Source organism: Micromonospora sp. MW-13 (assembly GCF_003434305.1).
Lineage (GTDB): Bacteria > Actinomycetota > Actinomycetes > Mycobacteriales > Micromonosporaceae > Micromonospora.
Window position 1 is genome coordinate 1 of the sequence record NZ_QKKX01000074.1, and the last position, 20,792, is coordinate 20,792.

Sequence of the window (20,792 nt, forward strand, 5' to 3'; positions counted from 1 at the left end):
GGGTGAAGATGAAGTTGCCGAGCAGGACCAGGAAACCGGCATTCGCGGTGTGCAGGTGATAGTCGACGGTATGGTCGTCGACCGCGACGATCGTCTCCACATCCTTGAGAAACCGGCTACCGGTGTAGCCCATCTTCATGGCGTGCAGGTGGGTGTAGACCACGTCGTGCGCGGTCAACGGCGTGCCGTCCTGCCAGCGGGCCGCCTGGTTCAGGTGGAACCGCCACCGACGCGAGCCGTCCAACTGCTCCCAGTGGGTGGCCAGATCCGGAAACGGGTTGATCTCGAACCACTCGTTCAGCACGACCCGGTTGTAGATGTTGTTACAGGCGATGTACCCGGCACTCGCGGTGGTGTTCCGGTAGACATCGTTGAACTCGACTGCGTCATGCGGCGTGGCCACCACAAAGTCGATAGTCATGTTTTCCTCTCCTGGCGCTGTTGCGCGGTTACTTGCGCAGGCCCCAGTGCTCGACGTTCATGGTCGTGCCGTACTTGCTCGGGTTGATGAAGATGTTCGCGAACTTGTCCGAATAGGCGGCCATCTGCGGGCTGGCGAAGAGCGGCAGCACCACACCGTCGGCCATCAGGACCCGGTCGACCTGGTTCATCAAATCGACCCGCTTGGCCGGGTCGAGCTCGGTCGAGGCCGCCTCGAAGAGCCGGTCCGCCTCGGTTGACGAGTAGCCGAACGAGCGGGCCCCACCGGTGCCGTACCACTGCTGCATGGAGAGCGCGCCAAGGTCGAGGGCGGTGCCGGTGGCCATCAGGTCGAAGCTGCCCGACCGCAGTGCCGGCGAGTAGCGCGCACCATCCGCCGCGTCGATGACGACGGCGATACCCAGATCCTTGAGCTGGGACTGGGTGATCTGGGCCAGCTCCATGCGCAGCACGTCGGTGGATAGGGTCAGCATGGTCAGGTCACGCAGCGGCTTGCCGTCGGGGAGCATCAGCTTGCCGTTGGTCAGCTTGTATCCGGCCTGCTCAAGAATTCCGAGCGCGGCCTTGGTGTCGCCCTTGCCGATGTTGAGCGCGTCGATGTTCTCCTGATAGGCGGCGATGTCACCCACCTTCTGCCCGGGGACGTACACGCTGCTCTTCATGGTGGTCAGCTCCGGCGCGTACTGGCCGACGGTGCGCTTGCGCATGTCGTCCAGGTTGAGCCGGGTGGAGATCGCCTTACGCAGCGCCGCGTCGGCCATCACGTCGCCGGTGGTCTTCATCCCGAGGTGGAAGTAGGTGAGCGTCGAGCCGAGCCGCATCGTCGTACCGCTCATCGCCTTGACCTGGGTGACCGTGTCGAGCGTCGGGTTCTGGTAGACCAGGTCGATCTCGCCGTTCTGCAGGGCGGTGATCTGTGCGCCCTGGCCGGAGATGTAACGGGTGGTGATGGTGTCCAGATGCGCCGGGTCGCCGTACCACTTGGGGTTCTTGACCATCGTCATCGAGACGCCGTCCTGAACCTCCTTGATGATGTACGGCCCGCCCGAGACCTTCGGCGCGTTCTTGCCGAAGCCCTCGTTGAAGGAGGCCGCAAGATTCCCGTAGGTGTCGGCCACGTGCGCCGGCAGGATGTAGTTGAACAGCGCCTGCCACTCGGAGAACGGCTTCGAGTAGGTCATCGTCACCGTCTTGCCGTCACTGCTCGTCTGCACGGAGTCGATCAGTGAGTAGCCCTCGGTGAAGGCCGCCTTACACTCGGCGCACTTCTCCGGATCCTGCACGGCCTGGGTGTATTCGAAGTCCTTGCCGGAGATGGGGGTGCCATCAGACCAGACGGCCTTCTGCTGGATCTTGTACTTGATCGTCATCGGAGCGGTGCTGACCACCTCGGCGGATTCCAGGAGCGCCGCGTTGAGCACGACACTGGTATCCGGGTTGGTCAGGAACGGATGCGGATAGAACGGCCACTGCTGCTGACGCTGGCCGGTGGTGTCCCCGGCTGCAGACAGCGGGTTCCAGTCCACGATCGGGCTGGTGGCCGCGAGGGTCATCGTCCCACCGTCCGCCACCTCACTGGCAGAGCTCGGAGCATTCGACGAATTGTCATCGGAGATCTTCGTGCAGCCGGCGGCCAAAGCGGCTAGCGCGATAACGGCCACGAGGCTTCGAGAGGCTTTCACAGCACACGATCCTCTAACTCAGGGGTGAGCGAATACCAGCGTTTTACGCTGATTGAGCGGTATGCGATGTCGCGGGGGGTCGCGACACGGGACGGCTGCCAGGGTGGCTGGACTCCGCGGCCGGGCCTGCGTCACCGCAGGTCAACACCCATGAAGCTAAGTTCGAGTTATGTTCTGGTCAACAGCAATATGTCCATGGACACATTGGGTGACGGCTGGCGGCGCTGAGCCCCGGGCACCTCAGTCGGCACTGGGCTTCCCTCGGGTGATTCGATACGCTCCGGGCCTCGGTGCCGCCGCGCGAATCCGTCATCCCATCAGCGCACCCTGCCGTCTGCCGGCAGGCAGAAGCGGTGCACCATGCGGAGGACACCAGACGTGACACCACCAGCACCCTTGGACGGCCAGCGATGCATGCAACTCATCCAGGCACGCCTCACCCTGCGGACAAGCAACGCCCTGGCACACGCCATCCTCGACCTGATCGCCTCCGGCGAACTGCCCGCCCAGTCCCAACTTCCCACCGTACGGGACCTGGCCGGCGGGCTGGGGATGAGCAAGTCAGCAGTCGCGCAGGCCTGGAGCACGCTCAGTACGCGGCACGTCATCGAGACCCGGCGTCGCGGCGGGACCCTTGTCCTCGGACCACCGCAACCGCCCAGGGCGCGGCGGTTCGACAGCATGATCCGCACATCCTTACTTACGCATACCGATTTGGGGAACCTACGGACCGATGACCTGCCGCCGCCGGATCTGACCGCCGCACTGCAGTACGCATTGGGCAACCCGTCCCTGCACAACACTTTCGCTGAACCGATGACCGCAGAACTCGTCGCGGCGGTGAAACCGCGCTGGCCGACCGAGGCGACCCACTTCCTCGCCACCCATGGCATCGTCGACGCGATCGAGCTGGCCCTCACCTCGGTGGCTCGCCCAGGCGACCGGGTGATAATCGAATCTCCCACCCAGGCACGAGTCCTCGACATTCTTGAATCCATCGGTGCGACGGCTATTCCCATCGACTACCGACACGACGGACCAGACCTTGAACAGTTGCGGGTCGCGTTGATCAGCAAGCCGAGCGCGATGATCTATCAGCCCAACGGAAACTCCCCCTCCGCCCGGTCGGTCGACGACCGGTGGATCGAGGCTGCGGCAGAATTGCTCAAGGACGAGACGTTTCCCATATTCGAAACGTCCCAAACATCCCTGATGAGACCCCACCAACGGTCCCTGGCGACACATCTGCCCGCCCGGGTTGTCCACATGCAGAGCTACAACTTCTTTTTCGGAGCCGATCTGCGCGTCGCCGCAGTCGGCGGAGCAGCGGAGTACATCGATATGATGTCGCTGCGACTCACCTACTCCTCCCGCTGGGTCAGCCGAATCCTGCAACTCGCGCTGGCGTTCCAACTGACCAACGAGGAATCCGTTCGGCACACGAACGCTTTCATCGCAGAGTGCAAGCGTAGACATGCCGAGTTCAGTCAGTCCCTGATCGAGCACGGATTTGCTCTCGAAACATCCGATGGCCCAAGTATCTGGTTACCCGTTCCCGACGAACACTCGGTCTGCACCCGGCTGAGCAGAGACGGCATCGTGGTCCACCCCGGTCGCTTCTTCCACGCCGAGCCGACCAGGCAGCAGCATGTGCACATCAACGGCACGGCATTGGGCGGTGGCACGCAGGAGATGGCCAGGATAATCGCTCAAGCCTGCCAGATGCCCACCAGGCTCAACCGGCTCAGCACCACCGGCATGGAAATCTGACCGTCGGAAGACCCGTGGACCTTGTCCTGACGCCGGTGTCGAACCGGCCTGGCGCCTGGGCTGGTTGAGTGCAGCCGTACTCCTCACGGCGACGCATGCGGCATTGCCCACTTCGGTGCCCAGGTCTTGGCGTCATGGTGGTGGCGTTGCATAGCGCGGATGCAGTTGCGGAGTGCGGCCAGGCCAGGGTGTGGATTGTCGCGGTGCCAGATCAGCGAGTGCGGGTAGACCGGCGTCGGTTCGCGAACCGGTATGCGCCGCAGGTCGTAGTCGGCCGGCCAGAGCAACCGGACCTGCTCGCCGGTGAGGCTGGCCAGAGTCGAGGAGTCCGCAAGCATGTCCAGCAGGTGGTCAGTGCCGAAGTTGGGGCCGACCCGCTCGATGGTGAGCCCGAACGCGGCAGCGAGATCGTCGTAGTAGGCGGCCCATTCGGTTCCAGGGACGATACCGGGTATCCAGATCCGGTGCCCGACGAGATCGGCGGGCGTGACCGCGCGAGCAGCGGCCAGTTGGTGGGTCGGTCCGGTAAGCAGTTCATGGGGATCGTCCAGCACTCGCGCTGCCGTGACGCCATCCCGTAGTTGCTGTTCGGGTGCGGTGACGGCCCGGAATGAGGCGTCGATTGCTCCGGATCTAATAGCGGCGATAGCCGTGTCGACATCGGTGTCGATGAGAGTCACGACGTCGAGCTCGATGTCAGGGTGCGCCCGGTGGAAATTGCGCAGGAGCGCTGCTGGTCCGATCCGATGGTTGAGCACGTCGATGCGCAGCGCGCGACGCCCGGGACGCACGGCGGCAACGGCACGTGCTTCGACTCGGAGAAGCTTGCGCGCGTGCGGAAGAAACGCCTGCCCGTCGACGGTGAGCTGGGCGCCGCGAGAGGTGCGGCTGAGCAGCGCCACGCCGAGGTCCTTCTCCAGCATGGCGATGCGCTTGGAGACGGCCTGCTGGCTGATGCCGAGCCGGGCCGCGGCCTCGCTGAAGTAGCGCTCCTCGGTGACCGCCACGAAGGCGCGGACCTCGCCGACATCAAGATCCGCCGCAGCCCCGTCCACAACTGTTGGTTGTGGTTCTTCGGTGTGTTGGTTGTTGGACAACCGCGCCTGCTCTCGGGTCGAATGCTCGGATCGAGGGCGATCCTACAACCAGGGAGTGTGGTAGTCAGTGGGGTCCTTCGTGCATCTTCACGTGCACACCGAGTACAGCATGCTCGACGGGGCGGCCAAGGTGGGCCTGCTGATGGAGGAGGTGGCCCGGCAGGGGATGCCGGCCGTGGCGATGAGTGACCACGGCAACGTGCACGGGGCGTACGAGTTCTACCAGACGGCCCGCAAGGCAGGGATCAAACCGGTCATCGGCATCGAGGCCTACGTCGCTCCCGCCTCGCGCTATCGCCGGCAGCCGGTGTACTACAGCGACAACCTCGCGATGCGCCGGTCCGACGACGAAACCGGCGAGGGCGGTGACGTCTCCGGGCGGGGCCTGTACACGCACATGACGATGTGGGCGGGCGACGCTCAGGGCCTGCGGAACCTGTTCCGACTCCAGTCGCGGGCCTGGCTGGAGGGCCACGTCCAGAAGTACCCGCGGATGGACGACGAGCTGCTCGCCGAGCACGGCCAGGGCATCATCGCCACCACCGGCTGCCCGTCCGGTGAGGTACAGACCAGGCTGCGCCTCGGCCAGTACGACCGGGCCGTCGAGGCTGCCGCGCGGTACCGCGACATCTTCGGCAGGGACAACTACTTCCTGGAGTTGATGGACCACGGCCTAGCCATCGAGCGCCGGGTCCGCAGCGAACTGCTCAAGCTCGGCAAGGAACTAGACCTGCCGCCGCTGGCCACCAATGACTCGCACTACGTCACCGAGAGCCAGGCCCCGGCACACGACGCGCTGCTGTGCGTCGGCACCGGGAAGCGGCTCGCCGACGTCGACCGTTTCCGGTTCGGCGGCAGCGGCTACTACCTCAAGTCTGCCGGACAGATGCGGGCGCTGTGGGACGGTGAGGTACCCGGTGCCTGCGACAACACGCTGCTGATCGCCGAGCGAACCGGCGACTACGGGAAGGTGTTCGCCCACCGGGACCTGACCCCTCGCTTTCCCGTCCCAGAGGGCGAGAGCGAGTCCAGCTGGCTGCGCAAGGAGACCCTGCAGGGGGCACGCCGTCGCTACGGCGAGCACCCGCCGCAGGAGGTGCTGGACCGCATCGACTACGAGTTGTCGGTCATCGGCGCCATGGGCTTTCCCGGCTACTTCCTGGTGGTCGCCGACATCTGCCGGTACGCCCGCGAGCACGGCATCGGCCTGGGTCCCGGCCGCGGCTCGGCCACCGGCTCGATCGTCGCCTACTGCACCGGGATCACCCAGCTCGACCCGATCGAGCACAAGCTGATCTTCGAACGGTTCCTCAACCCCGAGCGCGTCACCATGCCGGACGTCGACCTCGACTTCGACGACCGACGGCGCGACGAAATGATCGACTACGTCACCCGCAGGTACGGCGAGGACCGGGTCTGCCAGATCGTCACGTTCAGCACCATCAAGGCCAAGGCCGCCGCCAAGGACGCGTGCCGGGTGCTCGGCCTGCCGTACGCCCTGGGGGACCGCATCACCAAGGCGTTCCCGGCGGCGGACGGCGGCAAGGAGATCCCGCTGGCCGCCATTCACGACGAGCACCACCCCCGGCACGGTGAAGCGGCCGAGCTGCGCCAGATGTACGAGCAGGACCCGGACGTCAAACGGGTGATCGACACCGCGGTCGGCCTGGAGGGCCTCACCCGGGGCACCGGCGTGCACGCCGCTGGCGTGATCCTCTCCAGCGAGCCCCTGGTCGACGTGATCCCGCTGGTCAAGCCGAAGGCCGGCGGGCCGGTGATCACCGGCTTCCCCTTCACCCAGGCTGAGGACATGGGCCTGTTGAAGATGGACTTCCTCGGCCTGCGCAACCTCACCGTGATCGGCGACGCGATCGCCAACGTCCGCGCCAACAAGGGCATCGACATCGACATCCTCGACGTCCCGCTCGACGACGCCAGGACCTACGAGCTGCTGGCACGCGGCGACACCCTCGGGGTCTTTCAACTGGACAGCGGCGGTATGCGAGTTCTGCTGAAGCTCATGCAGCCCAGCACATTTACCGACATCGCCGCGGTGAACGCGCTGTACCGGCCCGGCCCGATGGAGATGAACGCCCACACCAACTACGCCCTGCGCAAGACCGGCAAGCAGTCGGTCGAACCGATCCATCCCGAACTCGAGACGGTGCTCGAACCCATCCTCGGTGACACCTACCACCTGGTCGTCTTCCAGGAGCAGGTCATGGCCATTGCACAGCAGCTCGCCGGGTACTCCCTCGGCGCCGCCGACCTGCTGCGCCGCGCCATGGGCAAGAAGAAGAAAGAGGTCCTGGACGCCGAATGGGATCGCTTCTCCGCCGGGATGCGCACGCGGGGCTTCTCTGACAAGGCGATCAAGGCGGTCTGGGACGTGCTGGTCCCGTTCAGCGGCTACGGCTTCAACAAGTCGCACACCGCAGGGTATGGCTTGGTCTCCTACTGGACCGCGTACCTCAAAGCCAACCACCCCCAGGAGTACCTCGCCGCGCTGCTCACCTCGGTCGGCGACGACAAGGACAAGATGGCCGTCTACCTGTCGGACTGTCGGCGCCTGGGCATCAGGGTGCTGCCGCCGGACGTCAACGCCAGCCGGTTGGACTTCGCCGCTGTCGGCTCCGACATCCGGTTCGGCTTGGGCGCCGTACGCAACGTCGGAGCCGGCGTCGTGGACGCCATCATCACCACACGCGAGACCAAGGGCCCGTACACGGACTTCAACGACTTCCTCGCCAAGGTCCCATCCACCGTCTGCAACAAGCGGGTCATCGAATCACTGGCGAAGGCGGGCGCGTTCGACAGCCTGGGGCACCACCGCAAAGCCCTGGTCAGCGTGCACGAGCAGGCCGTCGACGCGGTCGTCGACGTCAAGCGCAACGAAGCCCACGGCCAGCACTCGCTGTTCGGCGAGACCGCCCAGAGCGCCACCTTCTCGATCACGATCCCACCGGGAGAGTGGGACAGGGCCACCCTCCTCGCCTTCGAACGCGAGATGCTCGGCCTGTACGTCTCCAGCCACCCGCTCGACGGCGCCGAACACGTACTGTGCGCCAACCGCGACACCACCATCGCCGACCTGCTCACCACTGGGCGGCCGGACCGGGCGACCCGGGTCAGCGGCATCATCTCTGGCCTGCACCGCAAGGTCACCAAGCAGGGCAACCCGTGGGCGATCGTCACCCTCGAAGACCACGACGCCGCCGTGGAGTGTCTGATCTTCCCCAAGACCTACGCCCTGTACGGCGACACGCTGACCCAGGACCGGGTCGTCTCCGTACGGGGCCGGATCAACGTACGCGACGAGACGATAAGCCTCTACGGCGAGGAGATCACGCTGCTCGACGTCTCCCGGGCGAACAGCGAGCCACCCGTGGTGATCGCGCTCCAGGCGAACCAGGTGAGCCCGCGACTCGTGCAGGATCTCAAACACATCCTGACCACCCATCCAGGCCGGGCACCCGTACACGTGCGCCTGGACCGGCACGGCGCCCGGAGCCTGCTGTTGAACCTCAAGCCCTTCCGGGTCACTCCAGAACCGGCGTTCTACGGGGACGTCAAGGCGCTGCTCGGCCCGGACGCGATCGGACGCGCATGACCCGTGACCTGCCGTGCCACCGATGCGGCACCGACAACGTCCTGGCCGTCCTGCGCCTTCCCGGCACCTGTACGAACGCGTCCGGGAACCGGTACCCGGTCGTCCATGAGCTTCACCTGTGCGTCCGCTGCGACGCAGACAATCCTCTCGCCGGCCCGGTCGTCGGGTACCTCACCGCCGACGAGGCCAGACAGACGGAAAACGTAGCTCAGCTCGCGCGGGATCTGCTCCGCTGGATCGATCAGGCCCGACCGGCGAGACCGGACGAGGATGCACTCGAAGCCGAGGTCGACGCCTGGTACCGCGGCGAGCTGTGACCGCTCGCCTCGACCTCCTTGCCGACGGCCTCGGCGAGGTTGTGCCACAGATGCCAGCGGTCCGCGACCTGCAACGCCTCGCGAAGTCGTCCACCCCGAGCACCCTGGGCACCTGCCGCACGGGCAGCGGCAGACGCAGCAGCGCCCGCAACGCGGTGTGCCGGGACACGACCACCGCCAGAGCCGACAACAACCGAGCGCCACCACGGCCGGCAACTCGCGCACCACCGCACCGACCTGACCGATCAACCGGGATGTCCGACGCTGATAACGCCCCAAGACTCCCGGCAACTGTTCCCGGAACGTCTGGTCGATCATGGCGATGCGGATCATTACGCGTCAGGGCCATGCCGTTAACGGGATGGCCCTGACGTGTATCCGGGATCGCTCTCCACGGCCGGAGGCGGCTCACCCCGGGCTGGCCGGCGACGGGCAGGTGCTCCCGGCGTAGGCGAAGAGGGAGTCGGTCACACTCACCCGGATCGATCTGCGCCGGAACATCGAGTCGGTATTGACGATCGGGGCCGAGGCTAGCGGGTCCGGGTGCACCGGGCAGGCGTCGATGCGGTCGAGCAGCCACACCCGCTGCCCGCTCGGGCCGGTGCCCGGGCTGAAGGACAGGCTCAGGGCGGTGGTGCCGATGTACCGCGGCACCGGCACCTCCTCTGGTGGCCGGGTCAGGCAGGACGGGGTCGTCTCGACCACCCGGACGTCGATCACCGTGACGCCGCCCGGCGCGACGCTCACCCGGACCGTCGAGCGTTGCGGGCGCACCTCGATGCGCTGCGGGTCGTCCCAGAAGCCCGTCGGTGGCCCGGAAGCGTCCGGGGTGGGCGTGGGCGGGTCGGTCGGCAGCACCGCCCGGCAGGACCGGACGGCCCGGTTCGCCGCGCGGAGGGCGGCGGCGTGGTCGTCATCGCGGTGCAGCGCGCTGAGGTACGGCCCGACGTCGCCGCCGGGGACCTGGGCACCGAGCAGGACGAACAACCGGTCCAGGTAGGCGTCGACCAACGCCGGGCCCGGGCGGACCTCGTCGGCCGGTATCGAGAGCAGGTGCCGCAGCCCCACCGGGCAACGGCTGGCGAAGGCCGGCATGTTGATCACCATGGCCGCGGCGGAGATCGGGTCGTTGCAGGCCCGTTCGAACAGGGCCCGCTCGTCCTGGCGCCGCTGCTGCTCCAGCGAGTCGGTCCGCCGCTCGATGTACCAGGTGGCCGTCGAGGCCAGGCCGAGAAGGACGGCGGTGAGCACGGCGGCGATCGGCCGGGCGGGCCGGCCGCCCGGGTGACCGGCGCGGGGGCCGGACGGGGTGTCTCCGGCGGTGCGGCCTGCGTCATCCATGCCCGGAACCCCCTCATCGTCGCGCCCAGAGTAGCCAGGGCCCGCGACCGGGGCCCCGGCTGAGCGTGACGCCGACGCCGTCCCCGGCGGCGGCCAGGAGCGCCTCGCCGTCCGTCTCCACGTCTGACGGCGCGAAGAGGATCAAGGGACGCAACCGGCACATCGCTACCGACACCCTCGGCTTGCTGCTGGCGGTAGTCGTCACTGCCGCGTCGGTGCCGGACTCCACCGCCGGCCGGCACCTGCTCGACACCCATGTCCGCGGACCATCCGACCGTGGTCAAGGCATGGGTCGACGGCGGTCACAACACGGCCGTACTGTGCGCACGGCGCCGGGCTCGGCATCGACGTCGAACGCGTACCCCGCCACGCCGGGAAGGGCACCAGGCCCGACGCCGGTGTCGGCGGCCGCGCCGCCACCCACGACCTGCAAGAAGTCTTCAGTGCGACCCTCTACGTCAACCGCAACGGCATCGCCTGGCGCTACTGTGGCCACGAGGGGCGCGCGACAACGGACACCTATGATGGGCGGATGGCGCGGACACAGGGCACCACGTTCCCGCAGGTGGTGACCTACGACGGACTGCCCAGGGCTGCGGGCGGTGCGCACTCGCTTCGCGCCAAGCATCCTGATGAGGCATTCCAGCGCCTGCAGAGCTTCGCCAATGCCTGCACCGAACCGGTGTCGTCAGCATCGTGGGCGTTCGAGATCTTTGCAGGCGGACCGCCTGCGTCGACCGAGCAGCTGGTAGCGCTCGCCACCGAGCGCTTCGGCGGACCCCGCTACCGTGCGCAAACCCACACGGAATGGAACGTTCGACCCGAATCCGTGAACCACGCGCTCGCTGCCCTCATCGCCGTCGGCCCCGACGCGGTCACGACCCACGGACGTTCCCTGGCCGCGCTGACCTACAACACGCCCGTGCGCCTCATCGACCCGGACGCCCACGCCCCGTACCCCGACATCACTCCCGACGCCTTCGGCCGCTTCGCCGTGGACGGGTACGGCCGGCTTCTGGGCGACTCAGGCATACGCGCAACCCTCGGCACCGCAGCATCCTCACTCTCCCTGTGGTTCAACCTGCCCGACGACCAACGGCTGTCCCCCGGTGCTCGTCATCTACAAAGCCATCTCCCGTTCAAGCTGTCCGCGAAACACTGGCGCCTCTGGCGCCCCACCCGGAGCGGCGACTCCTACCACGCCACCAAGATTCCCTCGCCCGTACACGACCGGGCCTGAACCACACCGAACACCCCGACGGCCTCTTAGGGCATCGGTCATCATCGACGGCATGGTCGATACAAGCCAAGAGAACATCATCGCGATCTGTCGGGGTCAGTTGCGCGCCCAGTTGAACGCCGAACCGGAAGATCTCACCCGTGCGCTGCGGGAGGCGTTCCGATGGGCAGCCTGGATCCGTGAGCAACCGATCAGTCCGCGCCGAACCCGGGCCGGCTCGATCGCGCACTATGACGGCGAGGGTGCTCTACGGGTCTTCGGCGAAATTGCCCAGCCGCTGATCGCCGTCCTCAGCTTCGCGTTCCGCGAGGCAGGCGAGGCACTCGAGGCGGCCACGGCCATTGACCCGGCCGAGGTCCTTCAGCAAAACCGGTGCTTGGTGCTTCCGCGCGCCCGGCGGTTCCGGGAGCTGTGCGCACGTCCCGTAGCCGATTACGACATCCTCAGCGGCTGGGCTGCCGTCCAATTGACCGCGGCGGTCAGGGCGGACGCGGGGATGGTGCGGGTCGAGGACGCCTCCGTCCTGCGACCCGGCCGGGGCTACCAGCTGCGCCGCGAGACCGTCACCCTCGATCCCTCTTGGCGCCCACCCGCCTGGACCGGGGTTCCGGTGCCGGGCGTCGTGCCCTTGGTCGCGCCCCTGACCGAAGGGCATCCTGAGGGGACCATCCTGACGGATGTGCCGCCGGTGGTGCCGGAGGCCCTGATCGACTACGCGCGAGCGCTTCTGACCAACTGGGCACTGACCCGGGAATTAGAACTCGCCGACCCTGACCCGGACACGGCACTCAACACCGGCACCCGCTACCTACATCCCCGAGAGGTCGCCGCCCGACTCGTGGACCAGGCAGAACAGCGCCTCCGCCGCACCGTGCACGAGCCCTGAGTCAGCTCCTGCCGGTCAGGATGCGCCGGGCGCGCTCCAAGGCGCCAGGCGGATCGAGCTGGGCGCGGAGCCCGAGCAGATATCCGGCCGCGCTGGTGCGTCGCTCACCTGCGGACTCACGGGCCGAACGGACAGCCGTGAAGGCCTGGACGGCGAGCATTCCGCCGGCGCCGATCACCGGCGAGAGATGCAGGGCATGTGCGGCAAGGGCCGCCACCGTCGGCAGCTCCAGGGACTTCAGGCCGAACATCGCCCTGATCGGCTCCAGGCCGAGGGCTCGTAGGCCCTGTTCGAGTTCCCGGATCGAGCCGCTCAGGTCCAACTCGACCATCGCGGCCAGCCGCGCCCTGAGGATCTCGGGATCCTCGATGCCGTCCAGCCGCGCAAACTCCTCCGCCAGGCCGGTCAGGTGCGCACGGAACGCGTCGAACTCGGCGGCCAACGTCCGTCGCGCCCGGACGATGTCCTGAGCGGACACCTGTTCCAGGCCGGCGGGCAGCACAGACCGCAGCGCCGCGCAGGCATACAGCACCGAGCTGCCAGACGAGGAGGCGCCGGGCGGCCGGGTGTTCACCAGCGCCGCGCCCAACTCCCGCACCGTCCAGTCCTCGGGCAGAGCGAACAGCCGCGGATCGTGCGTCACTGGCAGCAGCTGGTTGGCCCGGGCGATCCGCTGCGCCAAGGCACAGGAGTACACGGCCACCAGGTGCGGGTGCATACCCACCCATCGCGCGTCGTCCCGCAGCCCTGTCAGGGGATCGAACCGTGACCTCGTCCCGAGCCCGAGATCGCACAGCAGCTCGATGAGCGCCCTGTCGCCCAGTTGGCTGGCGTGGATCCACGCGAAACGCGTCTCGTCCTGAAACCATGGGTTATGGCTTTCTATCCCAAAGCCACCGCCTCCCGGGTAGTCAGGGAGCAGGTAGCGCTCCAGAGCGTCGGCGTCTTGCTGAACGAACTCCCCGAACTCCCGCGCCGTGCTCGCGGCCTGCGGACCCGGGTCGACGTCGAGGAGGAAGTCGAGCTCGGCGCGCAGCACAGTGGCGGTCTCCGAGTCGAGCACCGGATAGCCCGGCGGTCGGATCCGCGCGACCTGCGGCAGGTAGAGGGCCGCCGCCTTCAGCCAGGTGTCGTCCCGGACGTGAAAGTACGGGTAGTAAAGCCCGATGTCGCTCATCCGCATCCCTGCCGGCCGCCGGTCGATTGTCCACCATGTATGAGGATCCCACGGAATCGGTGACCATCGGCGTCGGCCGGCGACGTGCCGGGCGACGACATCGGCTTCCTCGCCCCCAGCTTCCCTGCCCCGGGTCGCCACGACGCTGGGTGCCGCGCTTGGGCCGGACTGGACGGCCGAGGCCCTGGACGCGGGTACGCCCCGCCCGATCCCGGCCCCTGCTGGTCGAGCCCCGCGACCCGGTGGCGTACCTGCGCGCCGTCGGTGGGGCATTGACCGGTTGAGACCGCCAGTGATTCCGAAAGTGATGGACAGCCGCGTCAGAGGGTACGGCCGAGCAGTTGGCCGGGCCAGCCGTCGACGACGAAGGTCGAGATCCGCTCGTAGCCACAGGACTCGTAGAAGCGGACCAGGGCTCCAGTACCGCCGCCGTAGCAGTCCACTCGTAGGCGGCTGACGCCTGCGGCGCGGGCCTGGTCGTCGGCAAGGGCGAGCAGCCGTCGTCCGACGCCCTTCGCTCGTGGATCACGTGAGCCGATGACGAGCCGGACGTAGACCTCGGGGTCGGTCGCCGGAGGGACATACGGCATGGCGTCGCCGAGCACAAGCGCCCCGCACACGCCCAGCTCGGCGTGCTCCGTGACCCAGGCACCCGGGAGCGCGCACGCTTCCGTGACGCGCTCGATCTGGCGCTCCTGCGTCGACCAGGGTTCGGTGCCCCACTGTTCGTCGTTGCCGATGCTCACGAACCACGCGATCACGTCGTCGAAGAGGCGGAGCACCGCAGGGACGTCCTCGGGCGTCGCACGGCGGAAGGTGAAATTCATCGATATCTCCATGGTGAGTGGTCAGATGGGTCGGGAGCGTCGAGCTCACCTGCAGACGGGAAGGCAACACCGCCAACCATCCGTCGCGAGGACCTGACGTGGCTCACGAGTGGGATGGGTCTTCAGAGGCTGATGGCGTGTTCGATGAACTGGCCGCAGTCGCGGAAGCCCAAGCGGTGGTAGACGGGTTGGCCGTCCGCAGATGCTTGTAGGACGGCGGTCCGATAGTCGTGGTCGCGGGCGGTGTGCAGGGCGGCGAGGGTGATGGCGCCGCCGTAGCCGCGTCGGCGGTGGGTGGCCAGGGTGGCGATGTTGTAGATCCCTGCGACCCCCGCGTGGAGGAAGACCTCCGCCGAGCAAACCGGCCGGCCATTCACGTAACCGACCAGGTAGCGGGCCGGACAGTCGGCGGCGAGTGCATGCTCCGCGGCCAGGGCGAAGAAGTGTCGGACGGTGGCGGCGGGCGGATCCCAGTTCGCGGCCAGGACCGTGGCGTACTCGGCGAGGCCTTCGGGCGTCGTCACGAGGCGGATGTCGAGCCCGGCGGCGTTCTGCGGTGGCGGGACCTCGTCCAGGGGCGCCCACATCGCCGCCTCCCGTTCGGATGCTTCAAAGCCTGCGGCGGCCAGCCGGGTGGACAGATCCGCCGGAGTCGAGGCCGGGCCCACCCACCACGAGAACGGGCGGCCGCCGGCGGTCAGCTTCCGGGCGGTGTCGGCGATGCGTGCATCGGCGCTGGCCCGGCTGAAACGGGCCAGGGCGACGATGTTGAAGGTGTCGTCGCCCAGCCCACTGTCCGCGACCAGGAGGTCGTCCGCGTCGGTAACCGCCATGCCCGCGATGTGTCGATGCAGGTGACACGCGTGCTCGGCCAGGTTCTGCTCCATCCTGACCAGGAGATCACCATCGTCCAAAACCGGGTACTCCACCTCGCCCATAGCGCTTGATTCCATCACCCGGAGGCTGGGACCGCCTCTGATTTAAGTCGTTCTCGATTACGCGGGCTGCGGCGACTGCCGGCCGCGGTGCTGGCGACGTCCGGAGCGTCTAGAAACCACGGATCGTGGCGGCTGCCCGACGGAGCTGGGTTGTCCGCGCGGGGGCGGGCGAAGCGGGAGGCGGTGCGGTGGCAGGCGGCCGGGTGGTTCGCGCAACGGCACCCCGTACCTGCTGCACCGGATCGGCTGGTCGGTGCAGGTGCCGCAACCTCGCCGTCCGAGGCGTCGACCACCTACTCGCGATCATCCGCAACCGCCTCACGCGGATCCAGTATCGACCCGACCTGCTCGACAGCTTCCTGACCCACACCGGCCTGGCCCTCGAACCCGACACAACCTGACCATTCAAGATCTGTAGCGGTCGCCTGTCGCCCGCCGATCAGCCGCGCTGGGGTGACAGACGCAGCTCGCGACCCGGCCAGCGGGAGCGCAGCCAGCGGTCGTGGCTGGCGACCGCGATCGCGCCGGGTCCCGTGGCCAGAGCCTCCTCCAGCTCGTCGCAGAGCCGCGGCGAGAGGTGGTTGGTCGGCTCGTCGAGCAGCAGCAGCTGGGGCGGGTCGGCCACCAGCAGCGCCAGGGCGAGCCGGCGCCGCTGGCCGACCGAGAGTTGCCCGACCGGCCGGTCCAGGTCCGCGGAGCCGAGCAGCCCGAGCGAGAGCAGCGGTACGGACTCGGCGCGCTCGGCACCGAGCGCCACCTCGTAGGTCTCCCGCGCGGTGCGGCCCGGCCGGTCGAACAGGGTGTCCTGGGCGAGCAGGCCGACCCGCAGGTTACGCCGTCGGCGCAGCTCACCGGTGGCGTGCAGTCGGCCGGCCAGCACCGCGAGCAGTGTCGACTTTCCCGTCCCGTTCGGCCCGGTGATCAGTAGCCGGTCGGTGGCCGGGACGTCCAGCCGGTCGAGCGCGAGCCGGCCGGGTACGCGGATGTCCCGCAAGGACACCAGGATCCCGTCTGCGGCGGTGCTGGCCAGCGTGGTGACCCGGAACCGGAGCGGTTCCGGCGGCTGGCCGACCTGCTCACGTTCCAGCTCGTCGAGGCGGCGGGCGGCGTTGCGCACACGTCGTGAGATCTGGTTCTGTACCCGCCCGGCGGTGTGGCCGTAGCCCATCTTCTCGTTGTCGCGCCGGGCGCGCCCCGGTGCGACCTCGTGCGCGGTCACCTCGACGGAGCGGTGCAGTTCGGCGAGTTCCTCCTGCTCCTCGGTGAAGCGGCGCTGCCAGCGTTCTCGCTCCGCCCGTTTGGCGGCCTGGTAGTCGGTGTAGTTGCCGCCGTAGCGGGTCGGGCCGTCCAGGGCCGGATCGAGGTCGATCAGATCCGTGCAGACCGCGTCGAGGAACGCCCGGTCGTGGCTTGCCACCACCACGACCCCGGGCAGGCCACGCAGCTGCTCCTCGAGGAAGGCCGCGGCGTCGTCGTCGAGGTGGTTGGTGGGCTCGTCGAGCAGCAGCGCCGTGGGCCGCCGTACCAGGAGGGCGGCCAACGCGACCCGGCTGCGCTGCCCGCCCGACAGGGATGCGATCGGGCGCTCGCGTGGGAGCGCCCCGAGGCCGAGACCGGCCAGTACCATCTCGGCGCGCCGGTCGGCGTCCCAGGCGTCGCTGGCCTGCGCGCGGTCGAGCCGATCGCCGTACGCGGCGAGCAGGTCGGCGTACTCCGGCGCGTCCTGCGGGGTGTCGGCCAGCGCGCCGCTGAGCCGGTCCAGCTCGGCGAGATCCTCACGGGCCTCGCGCAGCGCCTCGTCGAGCACGGCGGCGATCGTGGCGGCCGGCTCGAAGGGCATCTCCTGGTGCAGGAACCCCAGCTCCGGTGGGCGGACGACGGTACCGGCGTCGGGCTCGTCCGCCCCCGCGAGCAGCCGCAACAGGGTGGACTTGCCGGTACCGTTCTCGCCGATCAGCCCGATCCGCTGCCCGGGCGCGGCGGTGAGGGAGACGCCGTCGAGCACCCGGCGGGTACCGAGCGTGCGGACCAGATCGTGGGCGAGCAGGGCAAACTTGGACATGAGGCACACACCATCATGGAGATCGTCTTCGGCCCGCCGGCCAGTGCCGCCTACGGGGCGTGGGGAAGGGTCAGGGGCTCACCGGCACCGGTGTGGCTCCACGTCGGACCGCCCCGCAAACCGGGGCGGCCCGAGGCGGGTCAGTCGACGTCCGGGGGGCCGGTCTCCAGCAGGCGCCCCTCGGCGAGCCGCAGCCAGCGGTTGACCTTGATCTCCGCGAGGAACCGCTCGTCGTGGCTGACCACCAGTAACGCTCCCTCGTAGGCGTTGAGCGCGCTCTCCAGCTGACCGACGCTGACCAGGTCGAGGTTGTTGGTCGGCTCGTCGAGCAGAAGTAGTTGCGGCGCGGGCTCGGCGCCCAGGACGCAGGCCAGGGTGGCGCGCAGCCGTTCGCCGCCGGAGAGCACCCCGACCGGCAGGTGGGCCCGGGGGCCGCGGAACAGGAAGCGGGCGAGCAGGTTCATCCGCTGCGAGTCCGGCGTCTCCGGCGCGAACGCGGCCAGGTTCTCCGCCACCGTACGGTCCAGGTCCAGCAGGTCCAGCCGCTGGGACAGGTACGCGATGCGGCCATCGGCCCGCTTGATCTGGCCGCCCTCGGGTTCCAGATCGCCGTTGATCAACCGCAGCAGGGTGGACTTGCCGGCGCCGTTGGGGCCGAGCAGGGCGATCCGCTCCGGCCCCCGGATCGTCAGGTCGACGCCGTCGGCGGCGAAGAGGGACCGCTCGCCGTAACGGACGTGCATCCGTTCACCGGTGAAGAGCGTGCGTCCGGCCGGTACGTTGGTGCCGGGCAGCACCAGCGAGATCTTCTGCTCGTTGCGCAGCGCGCGCCCCGCCTCGTCGAGCCGGGCTTTGGCGTCGTTGACCCGCGAGGAGTGCATCTCGTTCGCCTTGCCCGCGGACTCCTGGGCGTCCCGCTTCATGGTACCGGCGAAGATCTTCGGCAGGCCGGCGTTCTTGAGGTTGCGAGAGGCGTTACTGGCTCGCCGTGCCGCCCGCTCGCGGGCCTCCTGCAGCTCCCGCTTCTCCCGCTTAAGCTCCTGCTCGGCGTTGCGGACGTTCTTCTCCGCCACCTCCTGCGCGGCGCGCACAGCCACCTCGTACTCGGTGAAGTTCCCGCCGTAGAACCGCAACTCGCCGCGGTCGAGTTCGGCGATGCGGTCCATCCGATCCAGCAGTGCCCGGTCGTGGCTGACCAGCAGCAGGCAGCCATTCCACTGCGCCAACACGTCGTAGAGCTTGTGCCGGGCCTCGAGGTCGAGATTGTTGGTCGGCTCGTCCAGCAGTAGCACGTCAGGCCGCTTCAACAGCTGCGCCGCCAAGCCGAGGGAGACGACCTGGCCGCCGCTGAGGGTGTCCAGGCGCCGGTCGAAGGCGAGGTCGCCGAGGCCGAGCCGGTCCAGCTGGGCGCGGGTCCGCTCCTCGATGTCCCAGTCGTTGCCGATCGTGGTGAAGTGTTCCTCGCCGGCATCTCCGGACTCGATGGCATGTAGTGCCCGGATCAGCGGAGCGATCTCCAGAACCTCGGCCACGGTCAGGTCGCCGACCAGCGGCAGACTCTGCGGGAGGTAGCCGAGCACCCCCTGGACCGAGATGGACCCGGCGGTGGGCCGGTACTCGTTGGCGATCAACTTGAGCAGCGTGCTCTTACCGGCACCGTTCGGCGCGACCAGCCCGGTACGGCCGCCACCGATCGTGAACGAGAGGTTCTGGAAGACCGGGGTGTCATCCGGCCAGGAGAAGGTCAGGTTCGAGCAGACGATGAAAGAATCGGACATCGGGAAACAACCTCGGATGTGAGGGCAGGCGACCGCAGCCGCCCGACAGGGGACATGGTCTCGAATAGCGACGACACGACCACGGCAACGGCGCTCATAGGCGCGGGCCGGTGGCCGATCACATGTCCGGTCTCACCCGGAGATGTCGTCGTCACCCACCATGTCTCGTCTCCCATGCTTGTCTGATCATCCATGTGCAGATCGTTCGCGATCTACCGTAGCACCGGCGGCACTCGGCCCGCCGGGCGAAGCCAAGGTAGTTGGCGGGTGGCGGAAGTGTGCGCTCGCAATACGGTACGAGATCAATCACACACGAGCGGGCGGGGACACGTGATCTGGCACTACGGGCTGTGCACCGGTGCGATCGATCAAGGTTGCCCGCGCATGTACGCCGACCCCACCCAGGACCCGAGGATGCAGCAGTGACCAGCACTCTTCGTACGGGCAACACTGACAGTGAGCGAGGACGGCCGATGGCGCAGGTGGACACGGCGGAGACCGGGCAGGGCGGCATCCGCCGGGATACCGGCTCCGGGACCTGGCGCGCGGGCATCCGCCGGGCGATCCGCGTCGGCTCCCGGCCGGGGCCCTGGAAGCGCGGCCTGGTGCTCGCGGCGCTGGCGCTGCTGCTGGGCCTGTTCATGCTGCTGCACGCGAAGATCCCGAACCGGATCGGGAACCTCGGCAGCCTGGCGGAGACCTTCCTGCCGTGGTTCGGCCTGTTCATCCCGGTGCTGCTGGCCGGGGCGCTCTGGCGCCGCTCCGCCTCCGCGGTGGCCGCGCTGCTGCTGCCGGTCATGGTGTGGCTGAACCTCTTCGGCGGGCTGCTCGGCGACAAGTCCCACCCGGGCAGCGACCTCACCGTGGCCAGCCACAACGTCGGCGCCGACAACCCCGACCCGGCCGGCACCGCCCGCGACCTGGCCGCCTCCGGCGCGGACGTGCTGGCCCTGCAGGAGATGACCGAGCAGGCCCGGGACACGTACGAGAAGGAGCTGGCGAAGGCGTACCCGTACCACACGGTGCTGGGCACGGTCGGGCTGTGGAGCAAGCTGCCGCTGTCGGACACCCAGCCGGTCGACATCAAGATGGACTACGGGCCGCTGGCGGACACCAAGCCGGTCGACATGAAGATGGCCTACACCCGGGCGCTGCGCACCACGGTGGCCACGGACCAGGGTCCGCTGGCGGTGTATGTGGCCCACCTGGGGTCCGTACGGGTGAATCCCAGGACGGGTTTTTGGACGGACTCGCGGGACAGAGGAGCACAGGCGCTCGGCAAGGCCATCGCCGCCGAGCAGAACGAGCGCGTGGTGCTGCTCGGCGACCTGAACGGCACCATGGACGACCGCGCGTTCGCCGACATCACCTCGCAACTGCACTCGGCCCAGGACGCGGCCGGGGATGGCTTCGGCTTCAGCTGGCCGGCAAAGTTCCCGGTGGCGCGGATCGACCAGATCCTGGTCAGAGGCGTGGAGCCGGAGAGCTCGTGGATGCTGCCGGCCACCGGCAGCGACCACCTGCCGGTGGCGGCCGGAATCAGCTGGTGAACACCGCCAGCCACGGCAGGCTTGCGAACTCGTTCCGCATCAGGTGGCGCTCACTGCGGAACTGGCGGGCCTCTGG

The 20,792-nt window shown here is 68.3% G+C and carries 16 protein-coding genes and 1 pseudogene; 7 read left to right on the forward strand and 10 right to left on the reverse strand.

The genetic code is table 11. The features are described from left to right. Both C5N14_RS27530 and C5N14_RS27535 read right to left on the reverse strand, forming a co-directional pair. Window positions 1-421, reverse strand: a 421-nt coding sequence (locus tag C5N14_RS27530; protein ID WP_243640096.1) for an ABC transporter substrate-binding protein, incomplete at its 3' end; no start/stop codon positions are given. A gap of 28 nt (window positions 422-449) precedes the next feature. Next, window positions 450-1,994, reverse strand: coding sequence for an ABC transporter family substrate-binding protein (locus C5N14_RS27535; protein WP_117672216.1), 1,545 nt, complete (start codon window positions 1,992-1,994; stop codon window positions 450-452). Window positions 1,995-2,537: 543 nt separating this feature from the next. On the opposite strand from C5N14_RS27535, the gene C5N14_RS27540 reads away from it, so the two are divergent. Continuing rightward, complete coding sequence (locus C5N14_RS27540; protein WP_165878248.1) at window positions 2,538-3,893, forward strand: aminotransferase class I/II-fold pyridoxal phosphate-dependent enzyme; 1,356 nt, start codon at window positions 2,538-2,540, stop codon at window positions 3,891-3,893. An 83-nt stretch (window positions 3,894-3,976) separates the two neighbouring features. Here C5N14_RS27540 and C5N14_RS27545 read toward each other — a convergent pair whose 3' ends face one another. Continuing rightward, the gene (locus C5N14_RS27545) at window positions 3,977-4,990 is read right to left on the reverse strand and encodes a LysR family transcriptional regulator (RefSeq protein ID WP_243640098.1); all 1,014 of its coding nucleotides are present in this window, start codon (window positions 4,988-4,990) and stop codon (window positions 3,977-3,979) included. 67 nt (window positions 4,991-5,057) lie between these two features. Here C5N14_RS27545 and dnaE point away from each other — a divergent pair, with 67 nt between their 5' ends. After that, on the forward strand, window positions 5,058-8,600 hold the full coding sequence (gene dnaE, locus C5N14_RS27550) for a DNA polymerase III subunit alpha (protein ID WP_117672222.1): 3,543 nt from the start codon (window positions 5,058-5,060) through the stop codon (window positions 8,598-8,600). Further along, window positions 8,597-8,917, forward strand: a complete 321-nt coding sequence (locus C5N14_RS32435) for a DUF6300 family protein (protein WP_165878247.1) — start codon at window positions 8,597-8,599, stop codon at window positions 8,915-8,917. Before dnaE ends, C5N14_RS32435 begins: the two co-directional genes overlap by 4 nt. 63 nt (window positions 8,918-8,980) lie before the next feature. On the opposite strand, the pseudogene C5N14_RS27555 reads toward C5N14_RS32435, so the two are convergent. After that, a pseudogene (locus C5N14_RS27555) lies at window positions 8,981-9,223 on the reverse strand (ISL3 family transposase); the annotation flags it as partial. A gap of 102 nt (window positions 9,224-9,325) precedes the next feature. Continuing rightward, window positions 9,326-10,258 carry a hypothetical protein gene (locus C5N14_RS27560; RefSeq protein WP_117672224.1) on the reverse strand — a complete coding sequence of 311 codons (933 nt, stop codon included), beginning with the start codon at window positions 10,256-10,258 and terminating at the stop codon, window positions 9,326-9,328. A gap of 65 nt (window positions 10,259-10,323) precedes the next feature. On the opposite strand from C5N14_RS27560, the gene C5N14_RS34310 reads away from it, so the two are divergent. From C5N14_RS34310 to C5N14_RS27580, 3 genes are read left to right on the forward strand one after another with little or no spacing between them, the layout of a single operon-like run. Next, window positions 10,324-10,830: a transposase gene (locus C5N14_RS34310; RefSeq protein ID WP_371685918.1), complete on the forward strand. Its 507-nt coding sequence runs from the start codon at window positions 10,324-10,326 to the stop codon at window positions 10,828-10,830. Continuing rightward, window positions 10,791-11,498, forward strand: coding sequence for a hypothetical protein (locus tag C5N14_RS27575; protein WP_117672226.1), 708 nt, complete (start codon window positions 10,791-10,793; stop codon window positions 11,496-11,498). The genes C5N14_RS34310 and C5N14_RS27575 overlap by 40 nt, the downstream gene beginning before the upstream one ends. Window positions 11,499-11,550: 52 nt before the next feature. Further along, window positions 11,551-12,384 (forward strand): hypothetical protein, encoded by an 834-nt coding sequence (locus C5N14_RS27580; RefSeq protein ID WP_117672228.1) that lies wholly within the window; start codon window positions 11,551-11,553, stop codon window positions 12,382-12,384. 1 nt (window position 12,385) lies between these two features. On the opposite strand, the gene C5N14_RS27585 is transcribed toward C5N14_RS27580, so the two are convergent. The 5 genes from C5N14_RS27585 to abc-f form a co-directional block, all read right to left on the reverse strand. Continuing rightward, complete coding sequence (locus C5N14_RS27585; RefSeq protein WP_128763678.1) at window positions 12,386-13,561, reverse strand: DUF6236 family protein; 1,176 nt, start codon at window positions 13,559-13,561, stop codon at window positions 12,386-12,388. Window positions 13,562-13,881: 320 nt separating this feature from the next. Next, complete coding sequence (locus C5N14_RS27590) at window positions 13,882-14,388, reverse strand: GNAT family N-acetyltransferase (protein WP_207892890.1); 507 nt, start codon at window positions 14,386-14,388, stop codon at window positions 13,882-13,884. 122 nt (window positions 14,389-14,510) lie between these two features. Continuing rightward, window positions 14,511-15,341: a GNAT family N-acetyltransferase gene (locus tag C5N14_RS27595; RefSeq protein WP_207892891.1), complete on the reverse strand. Its 831-nt coding sequence runs from the start codon at window positions 15,339-15,341 to the stop codon at window positions 14,511-14,513. A gap of 424 nt (window positions 15,342-15,765) precedes the next feature. Continuing rightward, complete coding sequence (locus C5N14_RS27605) at window positions 15,766-17,388, reverse strand: ABC-F family ATP-binding cassette domain-containing protein (RefSeq protein ID WP_117672233.1); 1,623 nt, start codon at window positions 17,386-17,388, stop codon at window positions 15,766-15,768. A gap of 140 nt (window positions 17,389-17,528) precedes the next feature. Beyond that, window positions 17,529-19,166: a ribosomal protection-like ABC-F family protein gene (gene abc-f, locus C5N14_RS27610; RefSeq protein WP_117672235.1), complete on the reverse strand. Its 1,638-nt coding sequence runs from the start codon at window positions 19,164-19,166 to the stop codon at window positions 17,529-17,531. Between the two features lie 473 nt (window positions 19,167-19,639). Between abc-f and C5N14_RS27620 the strand changes: the two genes are divergently transcribed. After that, window positions 19,640-20,716 carry an endonuclease/exonuclease/phosphatase family protein gene (locus C5N14_RS27620; RefSeq protein WP_117672237.1) on the forward strand — a complete coding sequence of 359 codons (1,077 nt, stop codon included), beginning with the start codon at window positions 19,640-19,642 and terminating at the stop codon, window positions 20,714-20,716. The last annotated feature ends 76 nt before the right edge of the window (window positions 20,717-20,792 follow it).